General features: G+C 27.6%; 24 protein-coding genes and 1 pseudogene. 14 read left to right on the top strand and 11 right to left on the bottom strand.

The features are described from left to right. Positions 1-15: 15 nt before the first annotated feature. Positions 16-255: a SelT/SelW/SelH family (seleno)protein gene (locus L8X33_RS01520; RefSeq protein WP_257906301.1), complete on the bottom strand. Its 240-nt coding sequence runs from the start codon at positions 253-255 to the stop codon at positions 16-18. A 103-nt stretch (positions 256-358) separates the two neighbouring features. On the opposite strand from L8X33_RS01520, the gene dnaE reads away from it, so the two are divergent. The 5 genes from dnaE (at position 359) to L8X33_RS01495 (ending at position 8,866) form a co-directional block, all read left to right on the top strand. Beyond that, complete coding sequence (gene dnaE / locus L8X33_RS01515; RefSeq protein WP_263669774.1) at positions 359-3,952, top strand: DNA polymerase III subunit alpha; 3,594 nt, start codon at positions 359-361, stop codon at positions 3,950-3,952. A gap of 67 nt (positions 3,953-4,019) precedes the next feature. After that, complete coding sequence (locus tag L8X33_RS01510) at positions 4,020-4,448, top strand: hypothetical protein (RefSeq protein WP_263666202.1); 429 nt, start codon at positions 4,020-4,022, stop codon at positions 4,446-4,448. 9 nt (positions 4,449-4,457) lie between these two features. After that, positions 4,458-5,285, top strand: coding sequence for an SIR2 family NAD-dependent protein deacylase (locus L8X33_RS01505; protein WP_263669773.1), 828 nt, complete (start codon positions 4,458-4,460; stop codon positions 5,283-5,285). Between the two features lie 27 nt (positions 5,286-5,312). Then, the gene (locus L8X33_RS01500) at positions 5,313-6,662 is read left to right on the top strand and encodes a DUF262 domain-containing protein (RefSeq protein WP_263666204.1); all 1,350 of its coding nucleotides are present in this window, start codon (positions 5,313-5,315) and stop codon (positions 6,660-6,662) included. After that, complete coding sequence (locus L8X33_RS01495) at positions 6,662-8,866, top strand: DUF262 domain-containing protein (protein WP_263669772.1); 2,205 nt, start codon at positions 6,662-6,664, stop codon at positions 8,864-8,866. The genes L8X33_RS01500 and L8X33_RS01495 overlap by 1 nt, the downstream gene beginning before the upstream one ends. A gap of 16 nt (positions 8,867-8,882) precedes the next feature. On the opposite strand, the gene L8X33_RS01490 is transcribed toward L8X33_RS01495, so the two are convergent. Further along, positions 8,883-9,086 (bottom strand): hypothetical protein, encoded by a 204-nt coding sequence (locus L8X33_RS01490; protein ID WP_041570284.1) that lies wholly within the window; start codon positions 9,084-9,086, stop codon positions 8,883-8,885. 191 nt (positions 9,087-9,277) lie between these two features. Between L8X33_RS01490 and L8X33_RS01485 the strand changes: the two genes are divergently transcribed. From L8X33_RS01485 to L8X33_RS01470, 4 genes are read left to right on the top strand one after another with little or no spacing between them, the layout of a single operon-like run. Continuing rightward, positions 9,278-10,825: a WG repeat-containing protein gene (locus tag L8X33_RS01485; RefSeq protein ID WP_263669771.1), complete on the top strand. Its 1,548-nt coding sequence runs from the start codon at positions 9,278-9,280 to the stop codon at positions 10,823-10,825. A 9-nt stretch (positions 10,826-10,834) separates the two neighbouring features. Then, complete coding sequence (locus tag L8X33_RS01480) at positions 10,835-11,185, top strand: hypothetical protein (RefSeq protein WP_012661594.1); 351 nt, start codon at positions 10,835-10,837, stop codon at positions 11,183-11,185. A 2-nt stretch (positions 11,186-11,187) separates the two neighbouring features. Continuing rightward, complete coding sequence (locus L8X33_RS01475; protein ID WP_263666207.1) at positions 11,188-12,324, top strand: PD-(D/E)XK nuclease family protein; 1,137 nt, start codon at positions 11,188-11,190, stop codon at positions 12,322-12,324. Beyond that, the gene (locus L8X33_RS01470; RefSeq protein WP_263669770.1) at positions 12,311-12,643 is read left to right on the top strand and encodes a hypothetical protein; all 333 of its coding nucleotides are present in this window, start codon (positions 12,311-12,313) and stop codon (positions 12,641-12,643) included. The genes L8X33_RS01475 and L8X33_RS01470 overlap by 14 nt, the downstream gene beginning before the upstream one ends. A 315-nt stretch (positions 12,644-12,958) precedes the next feature. On the opposite strand, the gene L8X33_RS01465 is transcribed toward L8X33_RS01470, so the two are convergent. The 4 genes from L8X33_RS01465 to L8X33_RS01450 form a co-directional block, all read right to left on the bottom strand. Then, positions 12,959-13,285, bottom strand: coding sequence for a WG repeat-containing protein (locus L8X33_RS01465; protein WP_263669859.1), 327 nt, complete (start codon positions 13,283-13,285; stop codon positions 12,959-12,961). A gap of 43 nt (positions 13,286-13,328) precedes the next feature. Then, the gene (locus L8X33_RS01460) at positions 13,329-13,505 is read right to left on the bottom strand and encodes a hypothetical protein (protein ID WP_263669769.1); all 177 of its coding nucleotides are present in this window, start codon (positions 13,503-13,505) and stop codon (positions 13,329-13,331) included. A gap of 129 nt (positions 13,506-13,634) precedes the next feature. Further along, positions 13,635-15,116, bottom strand: a complete 1,482-nt coding sequence (locus L8X33_RS01455; RefSeq protein ID WP_263669768.1) for a DUF2779 domain-containing protein — start codon at positions 15,114-15,116, stop codon at positions 13,635-13,637. Between the two features lie 145 nt (positions 15,117-15,261). Further along, positions 15,262-15,825 (bottom strand): hypothetical protein, encoded by a 564-nt coding sequence (locus tag L8X33_RS01450; protein WP_012661590.1) that lies wholly within the window; start codon positions 15,823-15,825, stop codon positions 15,262-15,264. Between the two features lie 196 nt (positions 15,826-16,021). Between L8X33_RS01450 and L8X33_RS01445 the strand changes: the two genes are divergently transcribed. Continuing rightward, positions 16,022-17,908 carry an McrB family protein gene (locus L8X33_RS01445; protein ID WP_263669767.1) on the top strand — a complete coding sequence of 629 codons (1,887 nt, stop codon included), beginning with the start codon at positions 16,022-16,024 and terminating at the stop codon, positions 17,906-17,908. After that, on the top strand, positions 17,892-19,229 hold the full coding sequence (locus L8X33_RS01440) for an McrC family protein (RefSeq protein ID WP_263666214.1): 1,338 nt from the start codon (positions 17,892-17,894) through the stop codon (positions 19,227-19,229). Before L8X33_RS01445 ends, L8X33_RS01440 begins: the two co-directional genes overlap by 17 nt. Here the strand turns inward: L8X33_RS01440 and L8X33_RS01435 are convergent. From L8X33_RS01435 to L8X33_RS01420, 4 genes and pseudogenes are all read right to left on the bottom strand, one after another. After that, positions 19,221-19,913 carry a hypothetical protein gene (locus L8X33_RS01435; RefSeq protein WP_263666215.1) on the bottom strand — a complete coding sequence of 231 codons (693 nt, stop codon included), beginning with the start codon at positions 19,911-19,913 and terminating at the stop codon, positions 19,221-19,223. The two genes, L8X33_RS01440 and L8X33_RS01435, sit on opposite strands and share 9 nt — an antisense overlap. A gap of 13 nt (positions 19,914-19,926) precedes the next feature. After that, the gene (locus L8X33_RS01430) at positions 19,927-21,849 is read right to left on the bottom strand and encodes an AAA family ATPase (RefSeq protein ID WP_263669766.1); all 1,923 of its coding nucleotides are present in this window, start codon (positions 21,847-21,849) and stop codon (positions 19,927-19,929) included. 69 nt (positions 21,850-21,918) lie between these two features. Further along, a pseudogene (locus L8X33_RS01425) lies at positions 21,919-22,284 on the bottom strand (agmatine deiminase family protein); the annotation flags it as partial. 73 nt (positions 22,285-22,357) lie between these two features. After that, positions 22,358-22,906 (bottom strand): hypothetical protein, encoded by a 549-nt coding sequence (locus L8X33_RS01420; RefSeq protein WP_263669765.1) that lies wholly within the window; start codon positions 22,904-22,906, stop codon positions 22,358-22,360. 106 nt (positions 22,907-23,012) lie between these two features. Here L8X33_RS01420 and L8X33_RS01415 point away from each other — a divergent pair, with 106 nt between their 5' ends. Then, entirely contained in the window at positions 23,013-24,422 is a 1,410-nt protein-coding gene (locus L8X33_RS01415) for a PD-(D/E)XK nuclease family protein (RefSeq protein ID WP_263669764.1), read from the top strand. 4 nt (positions 24,423-24,426) lie between these two features. Here the strand turns inward: L8X33_RS01415 and L8X33_RS01410 are convergent, their stop codons facing one another. Beyond that, positions 24,427-25,347 carry a helix-turn-helix transcriptional regulator gene (locus L8X33_RS01410; protein ID WP_263669763.1) on the bottom strand — a complete coding sequence of 307 codons (921 nt, stop codon included), beginning with the start codon at positions 25,345-25,347 and terminating at the stop codon, positions 24,427-24,429. A 527-nt stretch (positions 25,348-25,874) separates the two neighbouring features. Here L8X33_RS01410 and L8X33_RS01405 point away from each other — a divergent pair. Together L8X33_RS01405 and L8X33_RS01400 are read left to right on the top strand one after the other, a co-directional pair. Next, the gene (locus L8X33_RS01405) at positions 25,875-26,264 is read left to right on the top strand and encodes a hypothetical protein (RefSeq protein ID WP_263669762.1); all 390 of its coding nucleotides are present in this window, start codon (positions 25,875-25,877) and stop codon (positions 26,262-26,264) included. Beyond that, on the top strand, positions 26,248-26,400 hold the full coding sequence (locus tag L8X33_RS01400) for a hypothetical protein (RefSeq protein WP_263669761.1): 153 nt from the start codon (positions 26,248-26,250) through the stop codon (positions 26,398-26,400). Before L8X33_RS01405 ends, L8X33_RS01400 begins: the two co-directional genes overlap by 17 nt. The last annotated feature ends 306 nt before the right edge of the window (positions 26,401-26,706 follow it).

Genomic DNA, 26,706 nt, shown 5'->3' with positions numbered 1-26,706 from the left:
TAATGAGGGTTTAGCTTATATTTGTTTCATAAGCTTGGTAATTTCACCCTCATGAGGAAATCTATCTACTTCACAATTAAACAAGTCTTTTTTAGAGTAAATGATTTTACCATCTACTTCTACTATAAAATGACCACCACCTTTTTCTATGGTAGAAATTTGCGCATCTTTGAATTCATTTTGTATTTCTTCTGCAACCCTTGCAGCTTGTGGTTTGTAATTTCAAAGATTACAATAATAAATTTTTACTTCCATTTTTTACTCCTTTTTTGAAAGTAAGCTATTATACATTTTTTATGCTTGTAAGTTTTAAATTTAAGGTTTTTTTTTATAATAATAAAAAAATACAAGGAAAAATATGAGCCAATTTACACATTTACATTTACATACAGAATATTCTTTACTTGATGGAGCAAATAAACTCAAAGAGCTAGCTAAAACGCTAAAAGCACAAGGTGCAACAAGTGTTGCTATGACTGATCATGGAAATATGTTTGGTGCTATTGATTTTTATAAAACAATGAGAGCTGAAGGAATTAAGCCTATTATAGGGCTTGAAGCATATTTACATAATCACGATGATTTAAGTGATAAAAGCTCAAGACAGCGTTTTCATCTTTGTTTATTTGCCAAAAATGAAATTGGTTATAAAAATTTGATGTATTTGAGCTCGCAAAGTTATATACATGGCTTGTATTATTACCCAAGGATTAATAAAAAGCTTTTAGAGGCTCATAGTGATGGTTTGATTTGCTCTTCTGCGTGTTTGCAAGGTGAGATTAATTGGCATTTAAATACCAAGAATGAAAGAAATATAAAATTTGGCGCAAAGGGTTATGAGGGTGCAAAAGAAGCAGCTTTATGGTATAAAAAGGTTTTTGGAGATGATTTTTACCTTGAAATTATGCGTCATGGTATTGATGATCAAAAATTTATTGATGATTCTATCATCAAACTTGCTAAAGAGCTTGATATAAAAATTATTGCAACTAATGATACGCATTACACTTTTAAAGAAAGAGCGGCTGCTCATGAAGTATTTATGTGTATTGCTATGGGGGTTAAGCTTGATGATCCAGGGCGTTTAAGACATGAGGTGCATGAGTTTTATGTAAAAACGCCAGAGCAAATGAGCGAGCTTTTTGCTGATATTCCTGAAGCCATTGAAAATACTCAAGAAATAGCTAATAAATGCAATTTAGAATTAAAACTAGGCGATCCAACCCCACCAAATTTTAAATTTACCCGTGAATATGCAAAAAAATATAGTTTAAATCTAGCACAAGAAGATCAAGAATTTAGCTTTGATAATGATGATATAGTTTTTGAGTATCTTTGTAAAAAAGGCTTAGAAGAAAGACTTCAATTTATCGATGAGAGTAAGCACCAAGAGTATAAAGATAGGCTTGATTTAGAAATTAGTATTATTAAAAATATGAAATTTTCAGGTTATATGTTAATCGTTCATGATTTTATCGCCGCAGCTAAGGAAAAAGATATACCAGTTGGCCCAGGGCGTGGGAGTGCTGCGGGGAGTCTAGTTTCGTATTGTTTGAAAATTACAGATTTAGATCCTATACCTTACAATCTTCTTTTTGAAAGATTTTTAAATCCTGAGCGTGTATCAATGCCCGATATTGATGTGGATTTTTGTCAAGATAGAAGAGGGGAAGTGATTGATTATGTGATCGATAAATACGGAGCTGAAAAGGTTGCACAAGTCATTACCTTTGGTAAGCTTTTAGCAAAGGGAGTAATCCGTGATGTGGCTAGGGTTTGTGATATGAGCATACCTGATGCGGATGCTTTGGCAAAATTAGTTCCTGAAGAGCTAAAAATTACTTTAGAAAAAGCCTATGAGCAAGAACCAAAAATAGCTGAATTTGTAAATTCTCATCCAAAAGGGCGTCAAGTTTGGGATTTTGCTAAAGCGCTAGAGGGTTTAAATAGAAATGCAGGTATGCACGCGGCCGGAGTTGTGATATCTAATGAAGCTTTGTGGAATAAAGCTCCGCTTTTTAGACAAAGCAAAAACGATGAGCGCCATTTGGTAACCCAGTATTCTAAAGAATATCTTGAAGATGTGGATTTAATTAAATTTGACTTTTTGGGTTTAAAAACCCTTACAGTAATTGATAATGCGATTAAGCTAGTGAAAAAGCGTTATGGTAAAGATGTAATTTGGGAAAAGATTGATATGAATGATCCTAAGGTTTATAAAACCATACAAAGTGGTAATACCTTGGGTATTTTCCAAATAGAATCAGGCGGTATGCAAAGTTTGAATGCTAGGTTAAAGCCTGAAAGATTTGAAGATTTAATCGCGGTTTTAGCTTTATATAGACCAGGGCCACTTGATAGTGGGATGGTGGATGATTTTATCGATATCAAACATGGTAGAAAGGCTGCTACTTATGCATTTGAAGATTTAAAGCCTATACTTGAAAACACTTATGGGGTTATAGTTTATCAAGAGCAGGTTATGCAAATAGTACAAAAAATTGGTGGTTTTTCTTTGGGTGGAGCTGATAATGTACGCCGTGCTATGGGTAAGAAAAAAAGAGAAATTTTGGACAATCTTAAAGCAGAGTATTTAGAAGGCGCTAAAAAACAAGGCTATGATGAGAAAAAGGCTGATGATTTGTTTGAGCTTATTTTGAAATTTGCTGAATATGGTTTTAATAAATCTCACTCGGCTGCCTATGCACTTATAACCTTTCAAACAGCGTATTTAAAAACTTATTATCCAAGTGAATTTATGGCTGCGCTTTTAACAAGTGAAGAAAGCAATGTGGATAAGGTCGCAAAATACATTGAAGAGATGAAAAGAATGAATATCAAGCTTTTGCCGCCAAATATCAATAAAGCTCAAAGAGAATTTAGTGCAACTAAGCTTGAAGATGGTTCTGAAGCTATTATTTATGGGCTTGGAGCGATTAAGAGTGTGGGAATTCCTGCGATAGAAAATATCATGACTATTCGCAAGGAAGAGGGCTTTAGTGATTTTGATGATTTTATAAGCTCTATTGATCCTACTAAGATTAATAAAAAAACTATAGAAAATTTAGCTAAATCAGGTGCTTTTGATGAGTTTGGTTATACTAGAAAATGCTTGGTAGATAATCTTGAGCTTATTTCAGAAACAAGTAGAAAAATTGCTGAAGTTAAAAGAAATTCTACTGCTTCTCTTTTTGGAGAAGAAGAAATAGCTGCAGATATCAAAGTAGGGCTTCATGATAGCAAGATAGAATTTGAACTAATGGAAAAACTAGGCTATGAAAAAGAAATTTTAGGAATTTATGTATCAGGCCATCCTTTAGATAAATTTGCAAGTCAAATAGAAGGTATAGAATATTTTAAAAGTATGGATTTTGAAACACTCAAAGGCGAAGGTGAGCTTTTGGTTGTAGGAAAGATTGAAGATTTTAAATCAATGATGAGTAAAAGTGGTAAAAGATATGCTAAGGCTGTGGTTTTAGACTTTTATTCTTCTTTTGATATGATTATTTTTGAAACTCAAGTAGAAAAAGTTGAAACACTTTTTAAAGAAAGCAAAGATGAAGCCTTTGCCTTTTTACTAAGATATAAAAACAATGACAATGACTTAAGCTTTAGTTTAAATGAAATTTATACACTAGAAGAAGCAAAAGAAAATGAGCTAAAATCTTTTAGTAAGAAAAAAAGCTTTGTAAAAAAAGAAAACAAAGAAGATTTTACACAAGATCCTATGAAATTTGAAGAAAATATCATAGAACTTGACATTAATAAGCTTAGTAAAGATATGGTGTATGAAATTTATGATCTAGCTAATACAAGACATAATCCGAAAGATGCTAATAATAAAAAGCTTGTGTTAAAAGTACTTGATATGGGTAGCTGCTTGCTTTATCATACAAATTTTGTTCTCTCGCAAGAAGCTATGGATGTGATAGCTCAAAAATGTAAAGGTTAAAATATAGACACTAAAAGTCCATTTTATATAGTATAATTATATCAATACAATATAAAAAGGATAAAAAATGGCTTTAGCACTTGAGACTATTCAAGATTATACCATCCAAAAAGGTAAAAAATCTTTTTGGATGTGCTTTAACACTCCAAATAATGATTTTCATGTCAATAAAACAAAATATAGTGATTTGTTTGATAAAGACAAGACAGATTACAAAGCTAGAGATGAATTTTTAGCTTTTATGAAAGAAAATTTTCCAAAAACAAAACTAACTATGGTATTTGATATGGCTCCGGTGGGGCGTTTGTTGTATCCTTATTTGGGCAGTCTTGCTGTTGATTGTGAGGAAAATGATGAGGTTTATAAGGCTATAAGCAAAAAATACGAAGATGAAAATTGCATGCCAAAATCCATGAATGCAGTTTTTTGGGAAATGAGCCTTGAAGTAGCCAAAGAGCTACATGAGGCTAGGAAATTTGATTATGAAAATTTTTAAAGGTAAAAAATGCAAATGCAAACTTATATAAAAGAAGCTTTAGACAAAGCAGAGGTAATCATCATCACAGCTGGAGCTGGCATGGGAGTAGATAGTTGTTTGCCTGATTTTAGAGGAAAAGAAGGTTTTTGGAGAGCTTATCCGCATTTGCAAAAACTAGGTATAGACTTTGAACGCATGGCTAATCCTACAAATTTTTATACAAACGCACAGCTTGCTTGGGCTTTTTATGGACATAGATTTAAATTATACAAAGATACTAAGCTACATAAAGGTTATGAAATACTTTTAAAACTTGCAAAAAGCAAACAAGATTATTATGTCGTTACGACTAATGTAGATGGACATTTTAAAAAGGCTGGTTTTGATGAGAATAAAATTTATGAATTTCATGGAAATATAAATTACTTGCAATGTTTTAATTATGCATGCGGTGATTTGATCTGGCAAATGCAAGAGGAATTAGATATAGATATGGAAAATTTCAAAGCCTTATCTTTGCCAAAATGCCCTAGATGTCAAGGTTTAGCAAGGCTAAATATCTTGATGTTTAATGATGGTAGTTTTAATGATAGCCGTTATTTTTTACAAAAGCAAAGTTATAAAAACTGGCTTAAACCCTTAGAGGATAAAAACATCTTGTTTATAGAGCTTGGAGCTGGTAAAGCTGTGTCTAGTATGCGTATGTTTAGTGAGGATTTTTGTAAAAAAAGCAAAGCTGGAACACTTTTAAGGATCAATCCAAATGAGTGTGATTTTCCAAAGTTTTTTAGAAATGGCATAGGGCTTAAGATGAAAGCTTTGGAAGCTTTGGAAATGATAGATAGCTTGATATAATAAGCTTAAAATTTAGAAAGGCTATAAATGAGTGAAAAAGAAAACGAGGTAAAATCTTGCGTTGTGAGTTTGAAAGAGTTGGTGTGTGGAGATATAATTAATGGTAGTAATATTTTTGATAAAGCTTTTTCTTTAAACATACCTTATTATCAACGCCCTTATGCTTGGGGTATAGAGCAAGTTAAAATTCTTTTAAAAGATATAAGCGAACAAATAGATAAAAACCAAAAATATCTTTTAGGAAGTTTGATATTGCATAAGGGAAATACAGAAATAGTAGATGGCCAACAACAGAAAGATAATGAATTTAATATAGTAGATGGCCAACAACGCCTTACTACTTTGGCTTTGATTTTAAGAGTTTTATGTAAATGTAATTTTTTAAATAATGTTGAATACTCTCATAATGAGTCAAAATACCATATCAAAGAAAATTACGAGTATATAAAAGCTTATTTTGAAAGTTATAGTGATAAAAAATGCGAGTTTTTAGATTTTCTTTTAGAGAATATAGAATTTATCTGTGTTTTAGCACCAAGCGTAGATGAAGCATTTTTGTTTTTTGATAGTGCAAATTCAAAAGGAAAAGGCTTAAAATCATACGATCTTATAAAGGCTTTTCATTTGCATTCTTTAAAGAAAAGACAAAAAAATTATGCCATGTTTTTTGAAAATATTGCAAAAGATGAAAGAAAAATCACTATTTTATTTGACGAGCTTTTAGCACCTGCTAGAGCATGGTTAAAACATAAAAACATTAGAGTAGATAAAATTAAAACAGAACAAATATATGAAGAGTTTTGTAAAGAATTTTCTAGTGATAAATTCCTTTATAGCAAGGAAGACTTAGGAATTTTAAGTAGTTTTGCTAATGGGGATGATTTTTTTAAGTATTTATATAAATATAATAAGTGTTTTAATAAAGTTATAAAACAAAGTGAAATTTATGAAAGTCTAAATATAGATACTTTTTTATATTGCAGATCTGTTTATGCAATTGCTGCGATGATTTATTTTTCTAAATTTCCAAATGGCAATAGTGATTATTTCTTAGCCTTGCTTGCAAGAGCTACTTTTAGTCCAAGATTTTATAATATAAATATCACTAGAGACATTCAAAAAAATTATGCTTTGGAATTTTTAGAAAAAGTGTATTTTGTATCTTTTGAAGGGGAATTAGAGCAAAATTTACTTGATTTTATTCAAGAAAAAATGATTTTAGAAAAAGAATTTTATAAAAAAAATGAAAATATGCTTGAAAAAGCAAAAAGAAAATACTACTTGAAGATTATTGAAAATTACTATAAAAATAAAAATCTTGAAAAAAATATTCCATTGCATTATGTGCAATATAAAAACAAGGAAAGGAATAAGTAATGAATAATAAAGCAAATATTAAAAATATTAGTGGAGTAGAAGAAATTTTTTTTGAAATTCCACCTTATCAAAGACTATATGAGTGGAATAAAGAGCAAATACAAACCTTACTTAATGATATAAAAACTAAAATTGATGAAAATAAGAATAAAGAATACTTTATCGGCAATGTGGTGGTAAGCCAAAAAGATGATAAATACTTGCTCATAGATGGCCAACAACGCTTAACAACTTTGTTTTTGATAGGATTTTATCTTTCTTATAAAAATCCAAGCGATCAGCCAAAGTGGAAAGAATTTATAATGCAAAGTGATAAACTTAGAATTTCTATGCCTATAAGAGAAAAAGAAGAAAAAGTTCTAAAAGAATTTGCTAAATTTTGTAAAGATAATCAAAATAATGAGAGAAAAAATGATATTTTTTTACAAGAAATTAAAAAATTTCCACAAGATATATGTCAAAACATACCACAAGCTTTAGAAATTATAGTAAATTGGTTTGAAGAAAATATCAAAGAAAATATCAAAGAAAATATCAAAGAAAATATCAAAGAAAATATCAAAGAAAATATCAAAGAAAATATCAAAGAAAATATCAAAGAAAATATCAAAGAAAATATCAAAGAATTTTCTGATTTTATTTATAACAATGTAAAATTTGTTTTTGTAGAATTAGCCCAAAATACTGACTTAAATCGCTTTTTTATCCGTATGAATAAGCGCGGCAAACAACTAGAAAAACATGAAATTTTAAAAGCAAGATTGCTTTCTAAAATTACTAATAAAGATGGAAAAACTCTAATTACTAATAAAGATGAAAAAACCCTTTATGCTCATATATGGGATATTTGCTCACAAATGGATAATTATATCTTTCAAAAAGCTAGCGATAGAAAGATTTCTGAATTAGATGAAAGCAATAAAGATACTATAGATACTATTATAAAAGAATCATTTGATAAACCAAATCAAGATGAAGAAGAGCGGGAAAAATTTAAATCTATAGTAGATTTTCCTACTTTTTTATTGCATGTTTATAAGCTTACTTTTTTAGAAGAAAAGCAAAATGAAAATAATGATAAAAATTTTACCATAGACAAAAATAAGCTTTTAGAGATTATAAAAATAGAAGAAAAAGAAAGCACCAAAACATTCATGGAAAATCTTTTAATATATAGAATTTTATTTGATTATTTTGTTATTAAAGGTCAAGATGATGAGGAAAATTCTTATAAGATTAGAAGATTAACTAAAAATACAAAAAATAACACATATTCAATCAGCGAAGATTCTAATGTTATACCTGAACTTGCTATGGTGCAAAATTATCTACGCGTAGCAAGAAGTGGTATGTCTAATAATCATCATCACTGGCTTACTCCGTTTTTGAAATTTTTGGATGATAAAATTGAATTAGAAATTTCATGTAATGAAGTAAAAGATAGTAATAAACAAGAAGAATTTCAAATAAAAATAGATGATTGTAATATTACTACAAATTTTAAAGACTTTTTAAATAAATTAAATCCAAACGAAAATATTAAAAAAGAATTGATTAAATTCCTTGAAAATTTAGATACAGCTTTAGCTAAAGAGCAAGCAAAAGAAGTAGAAATAAATGGAAAGAAAAAAGATTTATTGGAAATTTCAAATGAAGTTCTTTCTAATTTAAGCAATAGTGATGAATGTATTTTTACTAATACTAACGAAGTAAAAATTCCAAACTTAGATCAAGGAACAGCGACTCCGCATTATTGGTTTTATCGTTTGGAGTATTATTTATGGAAGTATTCAAAAATGGAATATTCTTTAGAAAATAATGTAAAATTAAAAGAAATAAAATTAGATAATAAAACATTTGACTATGTTGCTAGCAGTTTCTATTTTAGAAATTTAAATTCCATAGAACATGTGCAAGCACAAAGTAAAGCACAAGAATGGAAAAATGACAAAGATAAAATAGATAATTTTGGAAATTTAGCTCTTATTAGCTCTAGTTTTAATTCATCTTTAAATAACCAAGATACACAAGATAAATATTTAGATTTGCAAAAATATATAAATAAAGATAGTGTTATATCTTTAAAACTTTGGTTAATTTATGCTTTAAGCGAAAAAGATCAGTCAAAATGGACTTTTGGTAATGCACAAACACACAAAGAACAAATGTTAGAAATATTAAAAAAATCGTTTGAAAGCAGTTAAGATAAAGCCTAAGGCTTTATCTTTTCATAAATTTAACAAGGACTTTATTTTTGCTTCTTATCTTACGAAAATACTCTTTTGATAAGATATCTTTTAAAATTTTAGCATTGTTGTAGCTTAGATTAGTTTTTCTTTGTATGTAAGAAATGGCTTTATTTGTTAAATTTTTCTCTCTTGATTTTTTTATCAAAGCCTTATCTAAAGTAGCTATCTTAGGCATGTTTTTGATAAATTCTATATATTCTTCTTTGCTTTCAAAGGGAGAATCTTCAAAACTAAATGGAACCTGACTTGGTATTTTTTTTCTTTTTCATTTTTTCCTCCATATTTTTAAAATGATATTCTAGCATAAAATATAGACATTATTAGTCTATAAAATTCTAATATAATTTTATTTTATAAAGGAAAGTGATGAAAGAAGTTAGGATTGTTATCGATGATGAATTTGATCATGTAAGAGATTTTCAAAATGGCTTTGCAGCGGTAAAAAAAGCTGGTAAGTATAGTTTTATAAATAGCAGTGGAGAATTAATTTGTGATTTTTTATATGATGAGGTTTTAAATTTTAGTCAAAATTTAGCAGGTGTTATGATAAATAACAAATGGGGTTTTATAGATACTAAAGCTAAAGTGGTGGTGGATCTTATATATGATGATGTTTGTAGTTTTGTAAATGATTATGCGCTTTTGCGACAAGGAAATGAAAATATCATCATAGATACTCAAGCAAATATCATTCTAAAGACTGAATATGATGGCATTATAAGACTTAGTGATAAGCTTTTTAAGATCAAAAAAGGCGATGTGTTTGCATTGATTGATCAGAATGGAAATTTTTTAAGTGATTTTGAGTTTTTAAGTATAAAAAGACTAAATGAAAAATTATTTTTATGCAAGCAAAAGATCAATGGCAAGGTTAAATGCGGAGTTTTAAATGAATTTGCAAAGCTTGTTTTAGAGGCTAAATTTGATGATATTAGCTTGATAAATGATGAGTATTTGCTAGTGTTTGATGGGTTTTTATATGGTTTGTTTGATGTAAATTTAAATTGCATTTTTGATCCTATGTATAAGGATGTGAAATTTATAGCCAAAGATATGATCAAAGTCAGGGTAGGGACTAAATATACTTTGGTAGATAAAAACAAAAATGAGCTTAGTAAGAATAGTTTTGATTTTATGAAGATTATTGATGATGAGCTTGTTTTGTTTTTAGAAAATTCTAAATTTGGTTTCATGGATCAAAATGGGATGGTAATTTGTGAAGCTAAATTTGATGAAGTTGGAGAATTTGTTGGTGGATTAGCTTGCGTAAAGATAGCTAACAAATACGGCTTTATAGATAAAAATGCCAAAATCATCATCGATGTGATGTATGATGAGCTTAGGTTTTTTAGTGAGAATTTAGCAGCCTTTTGTGCAAGAGGAAAATGGGGTTTTATCAATACAAAGGGAAAAACCATCATAGAAGCAAAATACGATGAGGCAAATAGCTTTAGCGAAGGCATAGCAAGTGTAAAAAAAGACAATAGATATTTTTTGATCAATCAAAATGGTGAGATACTTTGTGAGCATGAGTATGAGTATATGTCTTGTTTTAGCTGTGGTTTGGCATTAGTTTTAACAAGTGATGGTTTTATTTATGTGGATAAAAATGCAAATATTGTTATAAAAGAGCATTTTGATGAGGCGTTTGATTTTAAAGAAGGTTTAGCACAAGTTTGTATAGATAATCAATGGGGTTTTATTAATACAAATGGAGAATTTGTGCTTGATTTGCAGTTTGAAAATGTAAATGATTTGGGCAATGGAATTTACGAGCTTAGTAAAAATGGACATAAATTTTACTTAGAATACAACGGAAAAATAACCCTTAATCCTTTTTCTCAAAGACAAATTGCATGTATAAGCAAGGATATAGGCTGGAGAATTTTAAGGTTGTTAGAGTTGAAAGAGTAAAGGAAAAATATGCGAGGAAATAATCTTAATGAAATGATAAGAATTTATGATAAATACATGTCTATTTATGGAGATGGCGATGTGTTTAGACTAGATGATGATGATTTATTGTATGCAAGTGAAATTTTAAATAAAGGAGGATTTTTTTGCTATGATGAGAAAATAGTTGATAGAGAGTATGATTTGATGTGTTATTTTGCTGTGATATTTTTACCTAAAAATGATTTAGCAAAACACGCTATTAAAATTTTAAAAACTTTGGAGAAAAATAGAGTTGGAGAACGCATGAAATTTTGGTTTTGCGATGATGAAAATTACGCTAAAATAAAAATTATTAGTTTATATATGGAAAGAAAATAAATATGGAAAAATTTTTAGAACAATTTAAGGAATTTAAGGAAAAAAACAAATCAAACTACAATCCTTTATTAAAGGTTTTGCCCGCTCATGATGAGGTGAATTTGCATAGTGGAATTTTAAAATCTTTACTTGATCCTAGTGAAAATCATAAACAAGGAAGATTATTTTTAGATTTATTTTTAAAAGAGATAAAATTAGAAGGTTGGTTTAGAGAAAGTGATAATGTAAAAGTCTTAAAAGAATATAAAAATATAGATATTTATATACATAATGGCACTAAACACATTATACTAGAAAATAAAATTTGGGCGAAAGATCAAAATGAGCAAATTGCTAGGTATATAGATACATTAAATAATGGAGAAAAGAAAGATATCGCAGTGATTTATCTTACTCCATATGGCGATAGAGATCCTAGTGAGAATAGTTTAAATGGTTGGAATATAGAAAATGTTGAAAATGAATTATTCTTAAAAAGAGGCAACGATAAAGTGCTATATAGACAAATTTCTTATGAGAAAGAAATTTTAACTTGGTTAAAAAAATCTCAAGAAAAGGTTAAAAATTTTTGTAATTTAAACCAAACTATAGAATTTTACAAAGATGCTATAAATAATGTCATAGGCAATGGTAGTGATATAATAAGCTTTTTGCAAAAGGAAAGTAAAGTTGGTTTTGAACAATTGTTTAAAGATTTAGTTAATAATAAGTCAAAATTATTGCCAAAAATATCAATGTATGAAAGAGATTATATTATCAATAAGTTTTTAGAAGAAACTTGCAAAGTTTTTGATAATGATTTTAGCATTGATAATGGCTCAAGCTATATTCAATTTATACTCAAACCAAAGAATTTAAGTAATAATGATGTATATTTTGCTTTTGCTTGGTTTGATACTACAAATTCTAAAAATTGGAAAAATTTTGGAATCAGACTTATAGGTGATATATCACAAGGAGATAGAGAAAAAATTCAAGAGAAAATACCTGAATTTAACGGATACACTTTATCTGATTATATAGTTTTTGATAAAAATCCTACAGCAGGAGCAATACTAAAATTTATTGAAGAAAATAAAGAAAAAATCAAAGAATTAAATGAAAAATTAAACGGAGTAAAAAACAATGAAAACTCTTGATATTTTGCTAGAAAAATGGAATGATTTTCATAAAAACTTATGTAGAGAATTTGTTCATCATGAAGTTTTTAATAATCATAATACAATAGAAGCTTTAAAAGAAAGTGAAAATTATCATTGTGAAGTAAAAACCATAGATGAAGAGATAGTGTTAAATCCGCAAGCTAAAATTCATATTTTAAGTTTTAAGCTCAGTGATGATAGAAAACTAAAAATAATCAATCAGTTTTTAAAAAACAATAAATACACAGGATGTTATTATGATGTCTTTTATACAAATGAGGTAAATGTGTATGAGGTTTTAAAAATCGAATTTTAATCCATAGCTTTAAGCTATGGATTAAGCTTTTAAAATTTTTATCATGGTTAAATTTGCAGCATTCTAGTAAGGCTTGGCGGAGAGCTTTTTTCATTTTCACTCATATTTTGCATAGCTTCAAAACTTTGCATAGCTTCGCTTTTGTTATGGATTAAATTTAAATTTTTATAAGCTTGCTTTATATCAGGATTAAAACTAGTAAAACTTTTTTATAAAACTACCTTGCATTTTATAATGATAAAAATCTTTATTTTGAAAAGGTATCATAAGAACTTTGATATTTTTTTCTATATTTAACAAATGCTCGCAAACATTTTAAATCATATTTAGGTTTTTTAGTTTTAATTCTTCGCCTTTTTTAAGTAAAAATAAATTCGTATCAAGTTTTAGTATCTCATCATACTCAATCTCAATAACAATTTCTTCATTTTTATTTATCAAACCCCATTTTTCACCAAGCTTAACTTCAGCTAAGCCATCTTTAAACCCCAAAGCATTATCATACTTTGCTTCTATAACTAAATTTCCTTGTTTATCTATAAAACTCCATTTTCCGTTAAGTTCAACGCCGGCCAAGACATCATGAAAGCTGTTGATACCATCATATTTTACTTTTGTGATTAAATTTCCTTTTTTATCTATAAAGCCATATTTTGTTTTTGTACAACAAAATCCATATAAATCATCATTTAAGTGATAAATCTTGCCAGCGATTTTTTTTTAGTATATTTCCATTGATGTCAAATAAGATCGAATCTTCTTCAAAACTTGCATAATACATTTCATCTTTTTTTATAACACCACAATTTATTATTTTTTTATTAGCAAGATTTTTATCTAGTTTTAAAAGTGTTGTTTTCACATGTTTTCCTTTTTTGATTGATATAATATTTTATTATAATGTATTTTTATAGACTACTGCTGTCTAGTTTGATGATTTTTGCTTAGAGATTGATATAAAAACTCTAAGCAGTGGCTTTTAATATAGTTATTATTTTACAAGCTCTTCTAAATGTTTTAAAATTTTTACCATGGCTAAAGTATCAAGTTTGCAGTATTCTAGCAAGGCTTGGCGGCAAGCTTTTCTTTTGTTTTCATCCATATTTTGCATAGTTTCAAAACTTTTCATAGCTTCGCTTCCATTCTGGATTAAACCTAAATTTTTATAAGCTTGCTCCATATCAGGGATTAGAGCTGGTAAAACTTTTTTTATAGAATAACTCCCTTGCATTTTATAATGATAATAATCTTTATTTTTAAAAGGTATCATAAGATCTTCGATATTTTTTTCTATATTTAACAAATGCTCGCTAAATTCAGGAAAAATAAGTGCTAAATTTCTTATCACACCTTTTTCAAAGCTTGCATTATAAGCAAGTACGCAAACATCTTTTGGTATATCATTGATCAAATTTCTTACAAGTTCATATCTTGGATCGATCCCACATTCGCTTAAAAATTCTTTATGTTCTAACTTGTCTTTATAGTCTATATGCAAAGAGTATTGAAAAGGAATTTGCATATAAGGTCTTATACCTTTATATTCAGGTATAGCTTGCATAAAAGTTTCAAAGTCTAGATGATATATGGGATAGGTTAGAGTATCTAAGAATTTTTTGATATTTTCTTTGTTTATGTAGATTTCTTTATTAAGTGAGGCTTTGATTTGAATTTGTTGGTTTTCATTAAAGATGGATGGATCTTTTATATCTTTGAAATTGATTATATTTTTTTGATAGAGTTCAAATTTTTTATTTGCATTAAGCCATGAAATGTTAAAAATATTTTCGTTTTCACATAAATTTCTTTGTTCAATCCAGCAGTACTCGTATCCATCGCACTCATAAGGATCAAAACAATGTGTTCCTATGTCTATATTTGGCTCTTCATTTTTGCTTAAAATTTCTTCAAAGTATTTTAAATTTTCTTTAACTTGGTTTTGATTTGATAAAACTTCTTTTGTGATATCATTGATTACAAAAAGTTGATTTATATCAAGAAAATCACCTCTATAGTATTCATTGTTTAAATGTATCAGGTTAACTTGTTTGATTTTATAGCCTAAATTTGATAAAACAAAATACTGCAAAGCACAATCATCTATATAAACATCTTTTAAAGATGTAGAGCTTTTTACTTCATTAATGATCATACCATCTTTAGTATTTTGTAAAATATCTATCATGATCAAAATGCCATCATAGCAAAAAGTAGCTTCGTAAATTACCTCTTGGTTATTTTTTAATAATTTCTTAGTTTGTTCGTATTTTTCATCAAAAGAACTGCCTTCAAACTCTATCTTTACTCCATTTGGAAAAAGCTCACAAGCTAGCTCGCCTACCTTGTTACCGGTGTTAAATTTAGCTAAAGCATTTTCATTTGGCACACTCAATATTTCATTTTTATAAGTTTTCAACCATAAAGACTTAGCACATTGTGTACCTCTTGTGTATCTTGATTTTGAAAAAAACATTATTTACCTTTCTTCGTTGTTTTATTTGAATTTTAGTCTATTTTATTAAAATAGGCTAGAGTATTATTTTTTTCAAAGGTTTATCTCACATTAGAGCATAAATTAGTCCGCTTGAAAAAGCAAAGCGTGCTAACGCATTTTGTTTTTATTCTCTTCTTTGCGCTACGGTTTTAAGATTGCTTTTTCTCAAAACTGCAAAAATACTAAGTCCATACCATAATCCTAATGTTATTTTTAAAGGTAGTATTAAAATCATTAGTAATGGATTGTTACGATTATCTCTTAGTGTTGTGTATGCTATATATAATACAACGCATTCCCATATAAAAGCAATGACACCCATAATCATTAGCGCAGTATCTCTTTCTATTCGCATTAGAAATAATGTCATAAAGATTATAAAGGCTAAAGGCAATACAGCAAATAATCCAACACACAAGCTAAGATCTATTGTATTTCTATATATGACTACCTTGCCTTTTAACCCATAATACACAAGCACTGCAGCTATGATGATATATATCAAGATAGCTATGGTGATGATTATTGTATTGGTATAATCTTCTTGAGCTATTTTTGTGCTTGTATTGTTATCTATGGTTTTTTCTATTGTTATATCTTGTTGTGCTGTTGTATAATTTACTTCAGCATTAGTAAAAGTAAAGCATATACACATTAACACGCTTAAAATTAAAAATAGTTTTTTCATTTTATTCCTTTGTTTTTGATTTGTTATTTTAAATTTGATTTTTATTTTTTAACACCTCCATGACTTGATATTTTTTATTTTACAATTGTAATTTATTTTAGTGGACTGAGTTTGTCTATTTTAAATTTTTTATTTTGGTATAATTAACAATGCAAAAATTAAGTTATAATTATAAAAATCAAAACTAAGGAAAACTATGAGTGATTTAAAAACTAGTTTAGATGCAATTAAAGATAAAAATTTTGGTTATTTTTTTGATAAAGATAAATGCTATATTTATCATACTAAATTTGGTAGGGAGAGAAAAGAAGAGATTTTAAAAAATGAAGATATTAAAACAAAATTTGAAAAATTAACCGAAAACATTTATAAAGAAAATGGTGATACATTTGGTACATTAAAAAAAGCTTTTAAGGAATATTTACAATATTTTGGTGATAAAGATACTATTCATATTAAATTTTATGAAAATGGAAAATTTTTACGAACAAAAAGCGAAATTGTGAATAAATTTAGCGAAACATTTGGTAAAAAAATAGACGAGATAGATTTCAATCAAGGTAATTTTAATGATGAAACTTTTAAACAATGGTGGGATAAAAGTATAAATAGTGCTAGAATGCAAGGTAATGCCACAAATTTATTAAAAGATAAAGGTAAATTAATTGAAAATCTTAAGAAAATAAAAGAAGCAGCAAAGAGTGAAACTTTAACAAAATTATTTGAAGCGCTTAGTAAAGTAGAAGGTATGAGTGCTACTGCTAGAGAACTAGCATATTTTTTACAATTTAACTTAGAAAGTAATGATAAATTTCCACTTGCAAATGATGCTATGATAAATATGGCTAAATATATCTTTGAAATGCTAAATGAAGATTCAAAAAAGAAGCTTGAAGATATAAAAAAAGAGACAACTAAAACTAGAAATGAAGAAATATACTTTAACTTTGTTTTGGATAAACTTGAAATAAAAGAAAAAACATATAATTTTCCAAAATACTATATTTTAGATCAATTTTTAAATTTGATCGATAAGATAAAAAAGTCTGATTTGGCTTTAATTACAAAAGAAAAATTAGATAAAAATGATGAAAGTAAAGATATAAAGCAAAGTGCGTATTATAAACTTTACGAAGCAGCTTATGATTTTGCAAATTTATGTGGCAAAGCAGATATAAAAAGCAATGATTTAGAAGGCTTTAAAGAGCTTTTAAAAACGCATAAAAACATCATTTTTCATGGAATTCCTGGAACTGGAAAAACCTATACTATAGTAAATAATATAAAAAACATCATTAAAAATGAAAATCAAATGCTCATTACTCAATTTCACCCAAGTTTTTCTTATGAGGATTTTATAGAGGGTATTAAACCTGCGGGGATTGAAAATGGACAATTAAAACTTGAGCTTAAAAATGGAATTTTTAGAGAATTTTGTGATAAAGCAAAAGAAGAAGAAAAAGGATTTTTGGAAAAACTCGAAAAAGGAAATTTTAATGAAGCTCTAAGTGATCATGGGTATTTTTTCATAGCTGATGAGATTAACCGTGCGGAATTATCTAGGGTTTTTGGAGAATTACTTTATGCGCTTGAGTATAGAGGAGAAAAAGGTAAGATAAAAACACAATATGCCTCTATGAGAGATGATGAGGATTTTTATGTGCCTGAAAATATTTTTTTACTAGGAACTATGAATGATTTAGATAAAAGCATAGATAGTTTTGATTTAGCACTTAGAAGACGCTTTATATGGCAAGAAATGGAGTGTGATTATGATGTAATAAGAGATGAAATTTATGCAAATAATATTGAAGAATACGCACAAGCTTGTAAAAAATTAAACGATAAAATTAGTAAAGATATAGGTGAAAAATATCAACTTGGGCATTCTTATTTTCTCAAAATTGAATTTAAAAATGATGAGATTAAAGATAGTGATATGAAAAAACTTTTTAGCAACCGCTTTGAAGCGCTTTTAAAAGAGTATTTAAGAAGCGAATATAATGAAAAAGAAATACAAACACACTTGGATAATTTAAAAAAACTTTTTGTTATAGAAAAAAACGATGATAAAAATAAATGATAATAGCTTTATAGAAATAGAGCAAAAATCTTCAAGAATACAAGATTTTGATTTGTATTTTGAAGATTTTATAAAAAATGGAAATTTCTTTTCTTTTTTTAATGATGATGAAAAAATTTTAAGTAAAAATGCTAAAAATCCTATCATTTCATTGCGAACGATTGATGAAAATAAAAGGCAAATTGCTAGTGGAAATTATATAGGAAAAATTTCTTATAATGGTTTGGAAATTGAGATAAATTCCAGGTTTGGCAAGAAGTTTTTAGAAAGAATGCTAAATTATGCTAATGATGTATTTGTTGATGATGTGAGTATTTATCAAGATGTAAAAAAGGAAAGCAATATAAGTGAGTTTATACTTTTTTATATCTTTGTGCAAAAACTTGAAAAAAGTTTTTTGATAGGTTTGCCTAAAAATTATCAAAGTAAAAAATACAACGATTTGCGCTTTAAGGGAAATATCGATATGGTTGAATTTATAAAACACAATATCCCTTTAAAAGCAAAGGTTGCTACAAAAACAAGAGAGCAAATAGAAGATGTGCATATTATTAATGTATTATATAAAGCATTAGAAGTCATAGAAAAGAAAAATTCAGGCTTTTTAAAAAATGTAAAGCATATAAAAACCTATTTAGTGCAAAATAAAAGCGAGCATTGTTTTATAAAAGAAAGTTTAAATAAAGCCTTTTCTAGCAAAGCCTTGAGAAATCAAAACTATCAAAACTACAAAGAGCTTTTAAAATACGCAAAAATGATCATAGAAAGTCAAAATTTTACTAGTAAAAATAAAAATGATCAAAAAAGTTATGGTTTTATCGTTAATATAGCAGAGCTTTTTGAAATTTATATAAGTAAGCTTTTAAGAAATAATTTTGAAGAATATATGGTTGATTCTCCAAAGCTTGAAATTTATAAAAATAGCTTTTATAAACGCTATATAATACCTGATATTGTTTTGTCTAAAGATGATACATACATGGTTTTTGATACTAAATATAAAAGAATGAAAATGGAAGGTAGAAGCCAAAATGGCATGGGAGATTTAGACAGAAATGATTTGTTTCAAATTCATACTTATATGGGGTATTATCAAAAGATAGGCAAGGTGCTTTTAGGTGGACTTTTATATCCTATGCAAGAATTTGAAAAAGCAAAATGCCATAGTGAAAATTCTATCCTTTCAGATGAGTATAAATTTATAGTTGATGGAATTTTTCTTGAAGATAGTCAAGATAAAGAAATCACTCTTGAGTATATTATCCAAAAAGAAACGCAATTTATAGAAAGGATCAAAGAGCTACTAAAACAATCATTTTAGTAGCTTAGTAAAAGAAATCTTTCTTTCTATATCCTCGTGAGCGATAGAGTTTATTTCTAGTTTATAGGGTTTAAAATTTTTCGTGCTAATATTAGCAAATAAAATATCCAAACTCACATCTAAAAGTTTTTTTAAACCTTTTGAAAAATCATAATCTTTTAAATAAAAATTATTTCTTATCAAATTTTCATTTTGTTTTATAATTTCTAGCAATTCTTGCTCTTTAATATAAAATAACCCTTCTATAAGTATGTTTTGATAAGGTGAGATGTCGTTGATATTTAGCACTTTTTTATCTATCCAGCCATTTTTAGGAAAGGCATATGCACTTGCAAGATGATAGAGTTTGCTTTTTGTGTTTGTTTTTTTTAATTTATAGTGTATTTTTGCATTATGTTTTATAAAATCAACAACACAAAAATGTTTAAAATCCGCATAATTTTGACTTAAAAAATTTTCAAAAGACAAAAGTTTGCTTTGAGTATTTTCATCTAAAAAATATCCATTTTCTAAATGATAACTTTGGCTTAGTAGTTGTATATTTTCTGTGTTTTGAATTTGTGTTTGGAAATTAAACTCATCATTGTTTGTTTCATATAATACTTTAATGTGTTCTTTTGCTTTTATATCATTAAATCCAAACACAAAGCTTTTGTGTATTGTTCCTTGAAGTGTTATGTTCATAGTTTTATCCTTTTTATAAAAATCCCATGTTGATTTTTTCATCATCTGATTTGAGTTTTGATTCTTTTTCTAATTTTTCTAAAAACTCATCGGCGTTTTTGATTTTAAAAATTTTATTTTGTCTAAGAATTAGCGCAAAATCACCCAAACAAATGTTTTGAAGTCTTAAGAGTCTTTTTGTAATTTGCTTTTTATCAAAGCTTAAATTTAATTCTTTGGCAAAAAATTCAAAAGCCTTTAAAAGCTTTTCTTGCTTTAATGCTTGAAATTCTATCTTTAGATCAAATCTTCTTATACTAGCTTTATCAAGGCTTTGTAGGTAATTTGTTGAAACTATGAAAATGCCTTCAAAATTTTCCATTTGCATAAGCATTTCATTGACTAAGCTTTTTTCCCAGCTTTTATTTGCTTCATCTCTACTATAAATTAACGCATCGATTTCATCAAGCTGTAAGATAGCATTATCATTAGAAGCTTTTTTGAAAATGTTTGCGATATTTTTTTCATTATTGCCCACAAAAGGATCTAAAATATCACTAAGTTTATAAGAATGTAAAGTTTTATTTAAAACATTGGCTAGTTCTTTGCCAAACTCGCTTTTTCCACTGCCTGCTATGCCATAGCTTAAAATTCTCAAACTTGAATTTTTATCGATATTGTTTATTAGTTCTTGTAAATTTAAATCACATTCTATCAAGCTTAAATCGTATTTTTTGTCTTTTTTTGGCATTGAAATGCCCTGAAGTGATCTTGCTTTTAAATTTTCATTGATCAATCTTACAAATACTTCTTGGCTTTTGCTTTTAAAGATCTTAGCATTATTTGCACATTTTAAAATAACCCCTTGAGAAAGTTCAGGATGAGAAGCTATATTTTCTATAATGGCTTCATCTATTTTTATATTTTTCTTGTTGAATAGCTTTTTTATATTTTGAATTTTCTTTTCTTTAGGCATACTTTCAAGCTCTAAAATCACATCAAAACGCCTCAAATACGCCTCATCCATGTCTTTGGAATTTGATAAAAATACACAAACGCCATTTTCTTCATCTAAGATTTTGTTGATTTTTAATTTCTCTTTTAAAGAATCATAGCAAAGGCTATCTTCACACTCATCAAAGACTATTATTTGCTTTTTTGGATTGAGTATCTTTTTAAGTGCGTAAAAATTTGAAATTCTACTTGATTTTTTATCATTTCCACAATCTTTAACGCACAATGCTTCTTTTCCAAGCTCTTTAGCTATGAGTGCGCTAAGCTTGTTTTTGCCCACACCTGCTTTTCCATATATAAAAATATTCCCCTTTTGGCGTTTTTTTAAAAAAGTAATGATAGTATTTAATTCTTCTTGTATATAGTCAAAATCATTCAAATTTAGTCTAGTTTTAGGTAAAAAATAAGAAAACTCACCCATAAGTGTAGTTTTGCTAATATCTTGAGTGAAAATGCTTTCAAAATTATTTACATCTATACCAAAGGCATCACTATCATAATAGCACAAGGCATCTAGTTTAAAAAGCATAGAATCATCACTTAAGGCTTTATTGACATCTTTTGAAGTGTGGTTGAAAATTTTTTCTATGATTTTTTTGCCTAAAGCAGTGCTATAACCTTGGTGTAAAGCAAATCTACCTTTGTTTGCATAGTAAAAAAATGCAAACACATCACATTCTGCTTGAGTAAAATTTAAGTATTTTTTAAGATAACTTAGATTTTTCTTTAAAAAGCTAGGATAGATAAATTTGGAGTATTGTTTGTAGATAAAACTAGGGATTTTACTATCTTTTTCTAGTGTATCTTCAAATTCGCTGTAAAAATCTTTTTTGATTTGTTTGCTGTTTGAGAGCATTTGTGCGTGTAGTGAGATGACTTTTACATTATGTGAGTAATAATCAAAATCCGCAATGTGAGTAAGAGTAGAAGTATTTGATTGCATTATAAACCTTTAAACTAAGATATAATATAATGCAATTATAAACAAAATAACTAGACTTTAGTTGTCTAGTTATGAAAAATTATTAATATCATCACTATGTGTGTATCTATCATAAGCTAGTCTTGGTAAAAAGACTATGTGTTTTAAATTTAGGCTTTGTTTAAAAGTATGGATAATGCTTTCCTTGCTAAGTGTTGGATTTTGGCTAAAAATTTTCTCACACATAAAGGCAACATCATGTTTTCTTATGAAATTACCTCCATCAAGGATTAAATTTAAGTGATTTTTTAGAGGTTTTATAGTGGTTTTTAAATGCGGATAATTTCTAAGATAATCAGGATCATAAATATAGCTTGTCGCCGTATTTTCATACACTAAAGGCATGAAATCTCTTAACCATATATCATTACTTGGTATTTCTTTAAAAGCGATGTTAAATTTAGTAAATTTTGCACAAGATTTTGATAAATTCTTTTATGTTTTGATGATAAAAGTGTAGAAATGGCTATCATTCATCACTCTTTTGCATGCTTAAAACTAACAACTCATCATCATAAATAATGTCATATTGTAAGATATCTCCCCAAAGTTTTAATTTGCCTTGTAAATTTTCATAATGCTTTATAGCTAGTTCTTTGAGCTTTTGCATGATTTGTGTTTTATCAAGATAGAGCATATCATTACTAATAGGAAATTTAAGCACGCGTAAGTGAGATAAAAACATCAAAGTATGTAAAGGCTCGTTTTTGCGTTTAAAATTTGTTTTTATGATGGCTTTTGCTTCTTGTAATTTTGTGTGTTTATCTTTTAGTAAAATACTTTGTTCTAAAATTAAATTCAAAATTTCTTTATCTAAAATAAAATCAAATTTTTGTATAAATTCTAAAGAGGAATTTACCATATCATAGTGTCCTTTTAAAAGCCATTCTTGTATGCTTTCGCATTCTAAAAACAAAGTTTTTGTTTTGGTAAATTTTTCTACATTGTTATAACCAAATTTCTTTGCAAGTAAAGTCTCATCGGTGTGAGTTAGGATGTGTTTCATGGTTTGAAGCATTTTTATCCTTTTTAAATGATTTGAAAAATCATATCTAAAAAAAGCAGACAATGGTAGTCTATATTTTTGTAGTATAATTGTGAAAATTATTTTAAAGGCATTGTGAATGAAAAATTTTATTGAAGAATTATTAAGTGTTAATGATAAATTTGAAGAAAATACCAAAAAAGGCATGAGTGATATAAATATTTTTGAAGCTTTGGGAGTTGAGTATAAAGAAAATTATCATTCTAAATTTATAGCTTATTTGATAGATCCACATGGTGATCATTATCAAGAGTTTTTTGCAAATGAGTTTTTAAAAAAGCTTGGAAGATATACAAAGGCTGGTAAATTTAAAAATCTTACAGCTCATGACATAGAAAGAGTAGAAACAGAAGCTTGTGTAAAAGATAATAGAAGGATCGATATACTTATAAGTTTAAAAGATAAAAGATATATCATCATAGAAAATAAACTTTATGCAAAAGATCAGCCAAATCAACTCAAAGACTACATAAAATACATAAGAGAAAAAGGTAAAAACATAGATGATTTTCATGAAAATATACTTACTATTTATTTGCATAAAAATGAAGATACCGAGCCTAGCAAATATAGCCTAGGCACAAGAAATGGGTTTAAAATAAATAATGATCTTATATATGATAGCTATGATAAAAAAATGAGTTTTTATCTAAAAATGGATTATAAATGGATAAAAGAGTGGATTAATGCTTGTATAGGTGTGTGTGAGAATAAAGTTAAAAACAATGAAATTGATAAAAAATTTAAAAATGATATGCAAAATGTGATTTTTACTTTAAATCAGTATAAAAACATTTTAGAATGGTATGTAACAGATGAATATGTAGCTAGGGATTATGTATTAAATTTTCTAAAAGAAAATAAAGAAAATTTAAAAAATACTATGGCTTTGTATAGATATACTAAAAATAAAAGTGATTTTAAAGATGTGGATAATGATAAATATAAAAAAGCAAAAGAAATAGTAAGAGAGAAATGGGGTGAAATTTGTGAAGAATTAGTAAATGATTTTTTTAATGAGCTTGAAAAAGAATTTGAAAAAGAACGAACTATATGTGATGAAAAATGGTTTGGATATAAGCTTGATGAGAAAAGAGTTAATTACGATTGGTTTGATTTTTATCCAAAAATTTATGAAGATGATAATGATGTGTGGCCTAGTGTGGGTGTTTTTTTTGGAAAAGGTGATTATGATAATTTTGGATTGACTTTTAAAATTAATTGTAATGAAGAGGATGAAAAATATAAAGAATTCTTTCAAAACTCAAATATAAGAAATGATAATATCCGCAGAAGTGGTGATCATTATTACTATGATGAATTTAAGATTTTTAACTTTAAAGAAAAATATGCTTTTGTGTATTGGCTAATAAATAATCATGGCAATTGGATGGTAGAATTTTCTAAAATTTTAAGAGAATTCTTGGATAAAAATACCATAAAAGATGTTTTAAAAAAGATAAACAATGAATTAAAACCAAACAAATAAGCAATCATTTACTTATTTGATCAAGGTATTCTCCAATTACTTCTTTGACTTTATTTGCTATGAAATCAGGCTCCAAAACCTTTACATAAGGTATGTAATAATACACCAAAGGTAAAATTTCCATTTCATGAGTTATCTCAAGCTCTATTTCTATGGAGCCATCTTTGTCTTTACCAGTGATGATTTGCGAATTTAGAGGTTTTCTTTCAAAATATTTTCGTATCGGTTCTTCTACTAAAAGCCTTACTGTAAAAGGCTTATCAAGACTAAACCATATAGAATTTACTCTTTGAAGTTTTACTTCTAAACTCTCATCGGTTTGAAAATGTTCTTGGGTTAGGGTGATGTTTTGGATATTTTTTAAATAAAATTTTTTGAAAATATCACGTTTTTTCATATCAAAAACAAGCAAATACCAAAAGCCACTAAAAAAAGCTAGTTTTAAAGGTTTTACTTGGAAAAGTTTATTTTCATATTTAAAGACAATTTGTGTTTTAGTGTTAATAGCTTGTTCAAGAATTTGAAAATTGCTTAAATCTTTTTCTTCTAGCTTTTCTGCATCTAGGCTAGTATGGATGGGGTTAGAGATATTTTGAGAAAGTTTAGAAAGTAGGGGATGAGCCTTAGCATAAAAGCTATTTCCAGCACTTTTTGCCATGGTATCAAGCACTTCAAGGATTATTTTTTCATCATCTTGCTCTTGAACGTCTTTGCTTGTATCGATACGCCATTTTCTTCCATTTTTAATAAGCCCCATAGGCTCAAAAACCCCTTGCATGTCTCTTTTTATGGTTTTAGCGCTTACATTGAGTTCTTGGGCTAGTTCTTTTATGGTTATGCCATTTTCAGACTTTACTAATTTTTCATATAAAACTTCAAGGCGTGTTAGTTTGGAATTTGCAATGTATTTTTTAAGTTCTTTCATGATTTTTCTCTAAATTTTTTAAAATATTAACAACAATTGCTTTATAAACAAATAAAGTCTAGTTTATAAACGCTGCAAAACTTATATTTTGGAAATGAAAGTTTGTTTATAAAATAATATTTGATAGTAAAAGATGATAAATATATAATTATTAGAATACAAAAGGTTGTTTTTACTAGGTTTAACCAAGAGTGATGAAAGTATAGGTCAAAGCAGACAAGCTTGTAAAAAATTATATGACTTGTTGTATCAGCAAGATTTATCAAATATAAAATTAGAAATCACAAACGAATTTTAGAAAGGAGTAAGCTTAGAGTAGGTTACCACATAATCCCCTTAAAAAAGGGGACAAGGTTAATAAGCCTTGACTATAATCATACTTAGTAGTATAATTATAAAGATTATGTGGATTATATAGCTCAAATTTAATCACCTACTTTCTAGGGTTAGATTAAGCCATAGGGGGTCAGACCTACGGCTAACCCTTGAAAGTATTATACAAAAACCTACTTTAAACTACAAATAATATGTCATTTTTATTTAAAAATACAAAGCTTTATATTGCTTTAGCTCTAATGCTTATGCTTAATGTATTTTTATATCTTAAGCTAGATAGCACAAATGCAAAATTAGAAAAAAGTCAAAGTGATTTAAATTTAGCTTTGGGTGTAAATAATGAACTCACGAGGATTACTCAGGAGCTTAAAATAAGACACGAGCAAGAGCTAAAAGCACTCTTTCATGCAAATACTCAAAAAAATCAAATTAAAACAAGGGTTGATGATGTTAAAAACTATATATCCAAAAGCAATGAAACTAATACCACTAAGCTTTTTAATGCTATGCTTGATAGGCTGTGGGAGCAAAACACAAGTACTAACCAAAATACAAAGTCAAAAAGTGCAAATACCAAATGAGCTTTTAGAATTTGATAGAGCGCATAAACCTATAGTGCAAGATGAAAAAGATATATTAAAAGCTTATAGTGAGCTTTTTTATCACTATAAGCAATGTGAGATCAATATGGATAAAATTAAGGAGTTAAATGAGTGATTTTATCTGCTAATTTTTTGAGTTTCACAATATACTACTTTCTTTTGGATTTCTAGTATATGTTGTGACAACATATTGTTTATTGAAATTACCATTCCAAAAGCTTAGATAATCTAGCGATAGATTCTAACAATGATGGTTTTAATGATAGTTGTAATTCTTCAATACCACCTGCAAACAATTGTGTTAAAAGTAGGAAAGTATGTCCATTTAACGAAGAAAGAGAATGTGTTTTAACAGATAATAAGTATCAATGTTCTCCGTTTCCTTGCATAGAAGGTGCTAGCCATATCGAAGATGAAGATA

The organism is Campylobacter sp. CNRCH_2014_2849, from assembly GCF_025772845.1.
In the GTDB taxonomy this organism is placed as follows: domain Bacteria; phylum Campylobacterota; class Campylobacteria; order Campylobacterales; family Campylobacteraceae; genus Campylobacter_D; species Campylobacter_D lari_D.
Note: the sequence above shows the minus strand (reverse complement) of the source record. Positions and strands in the feature narration are given on the sequence as shown.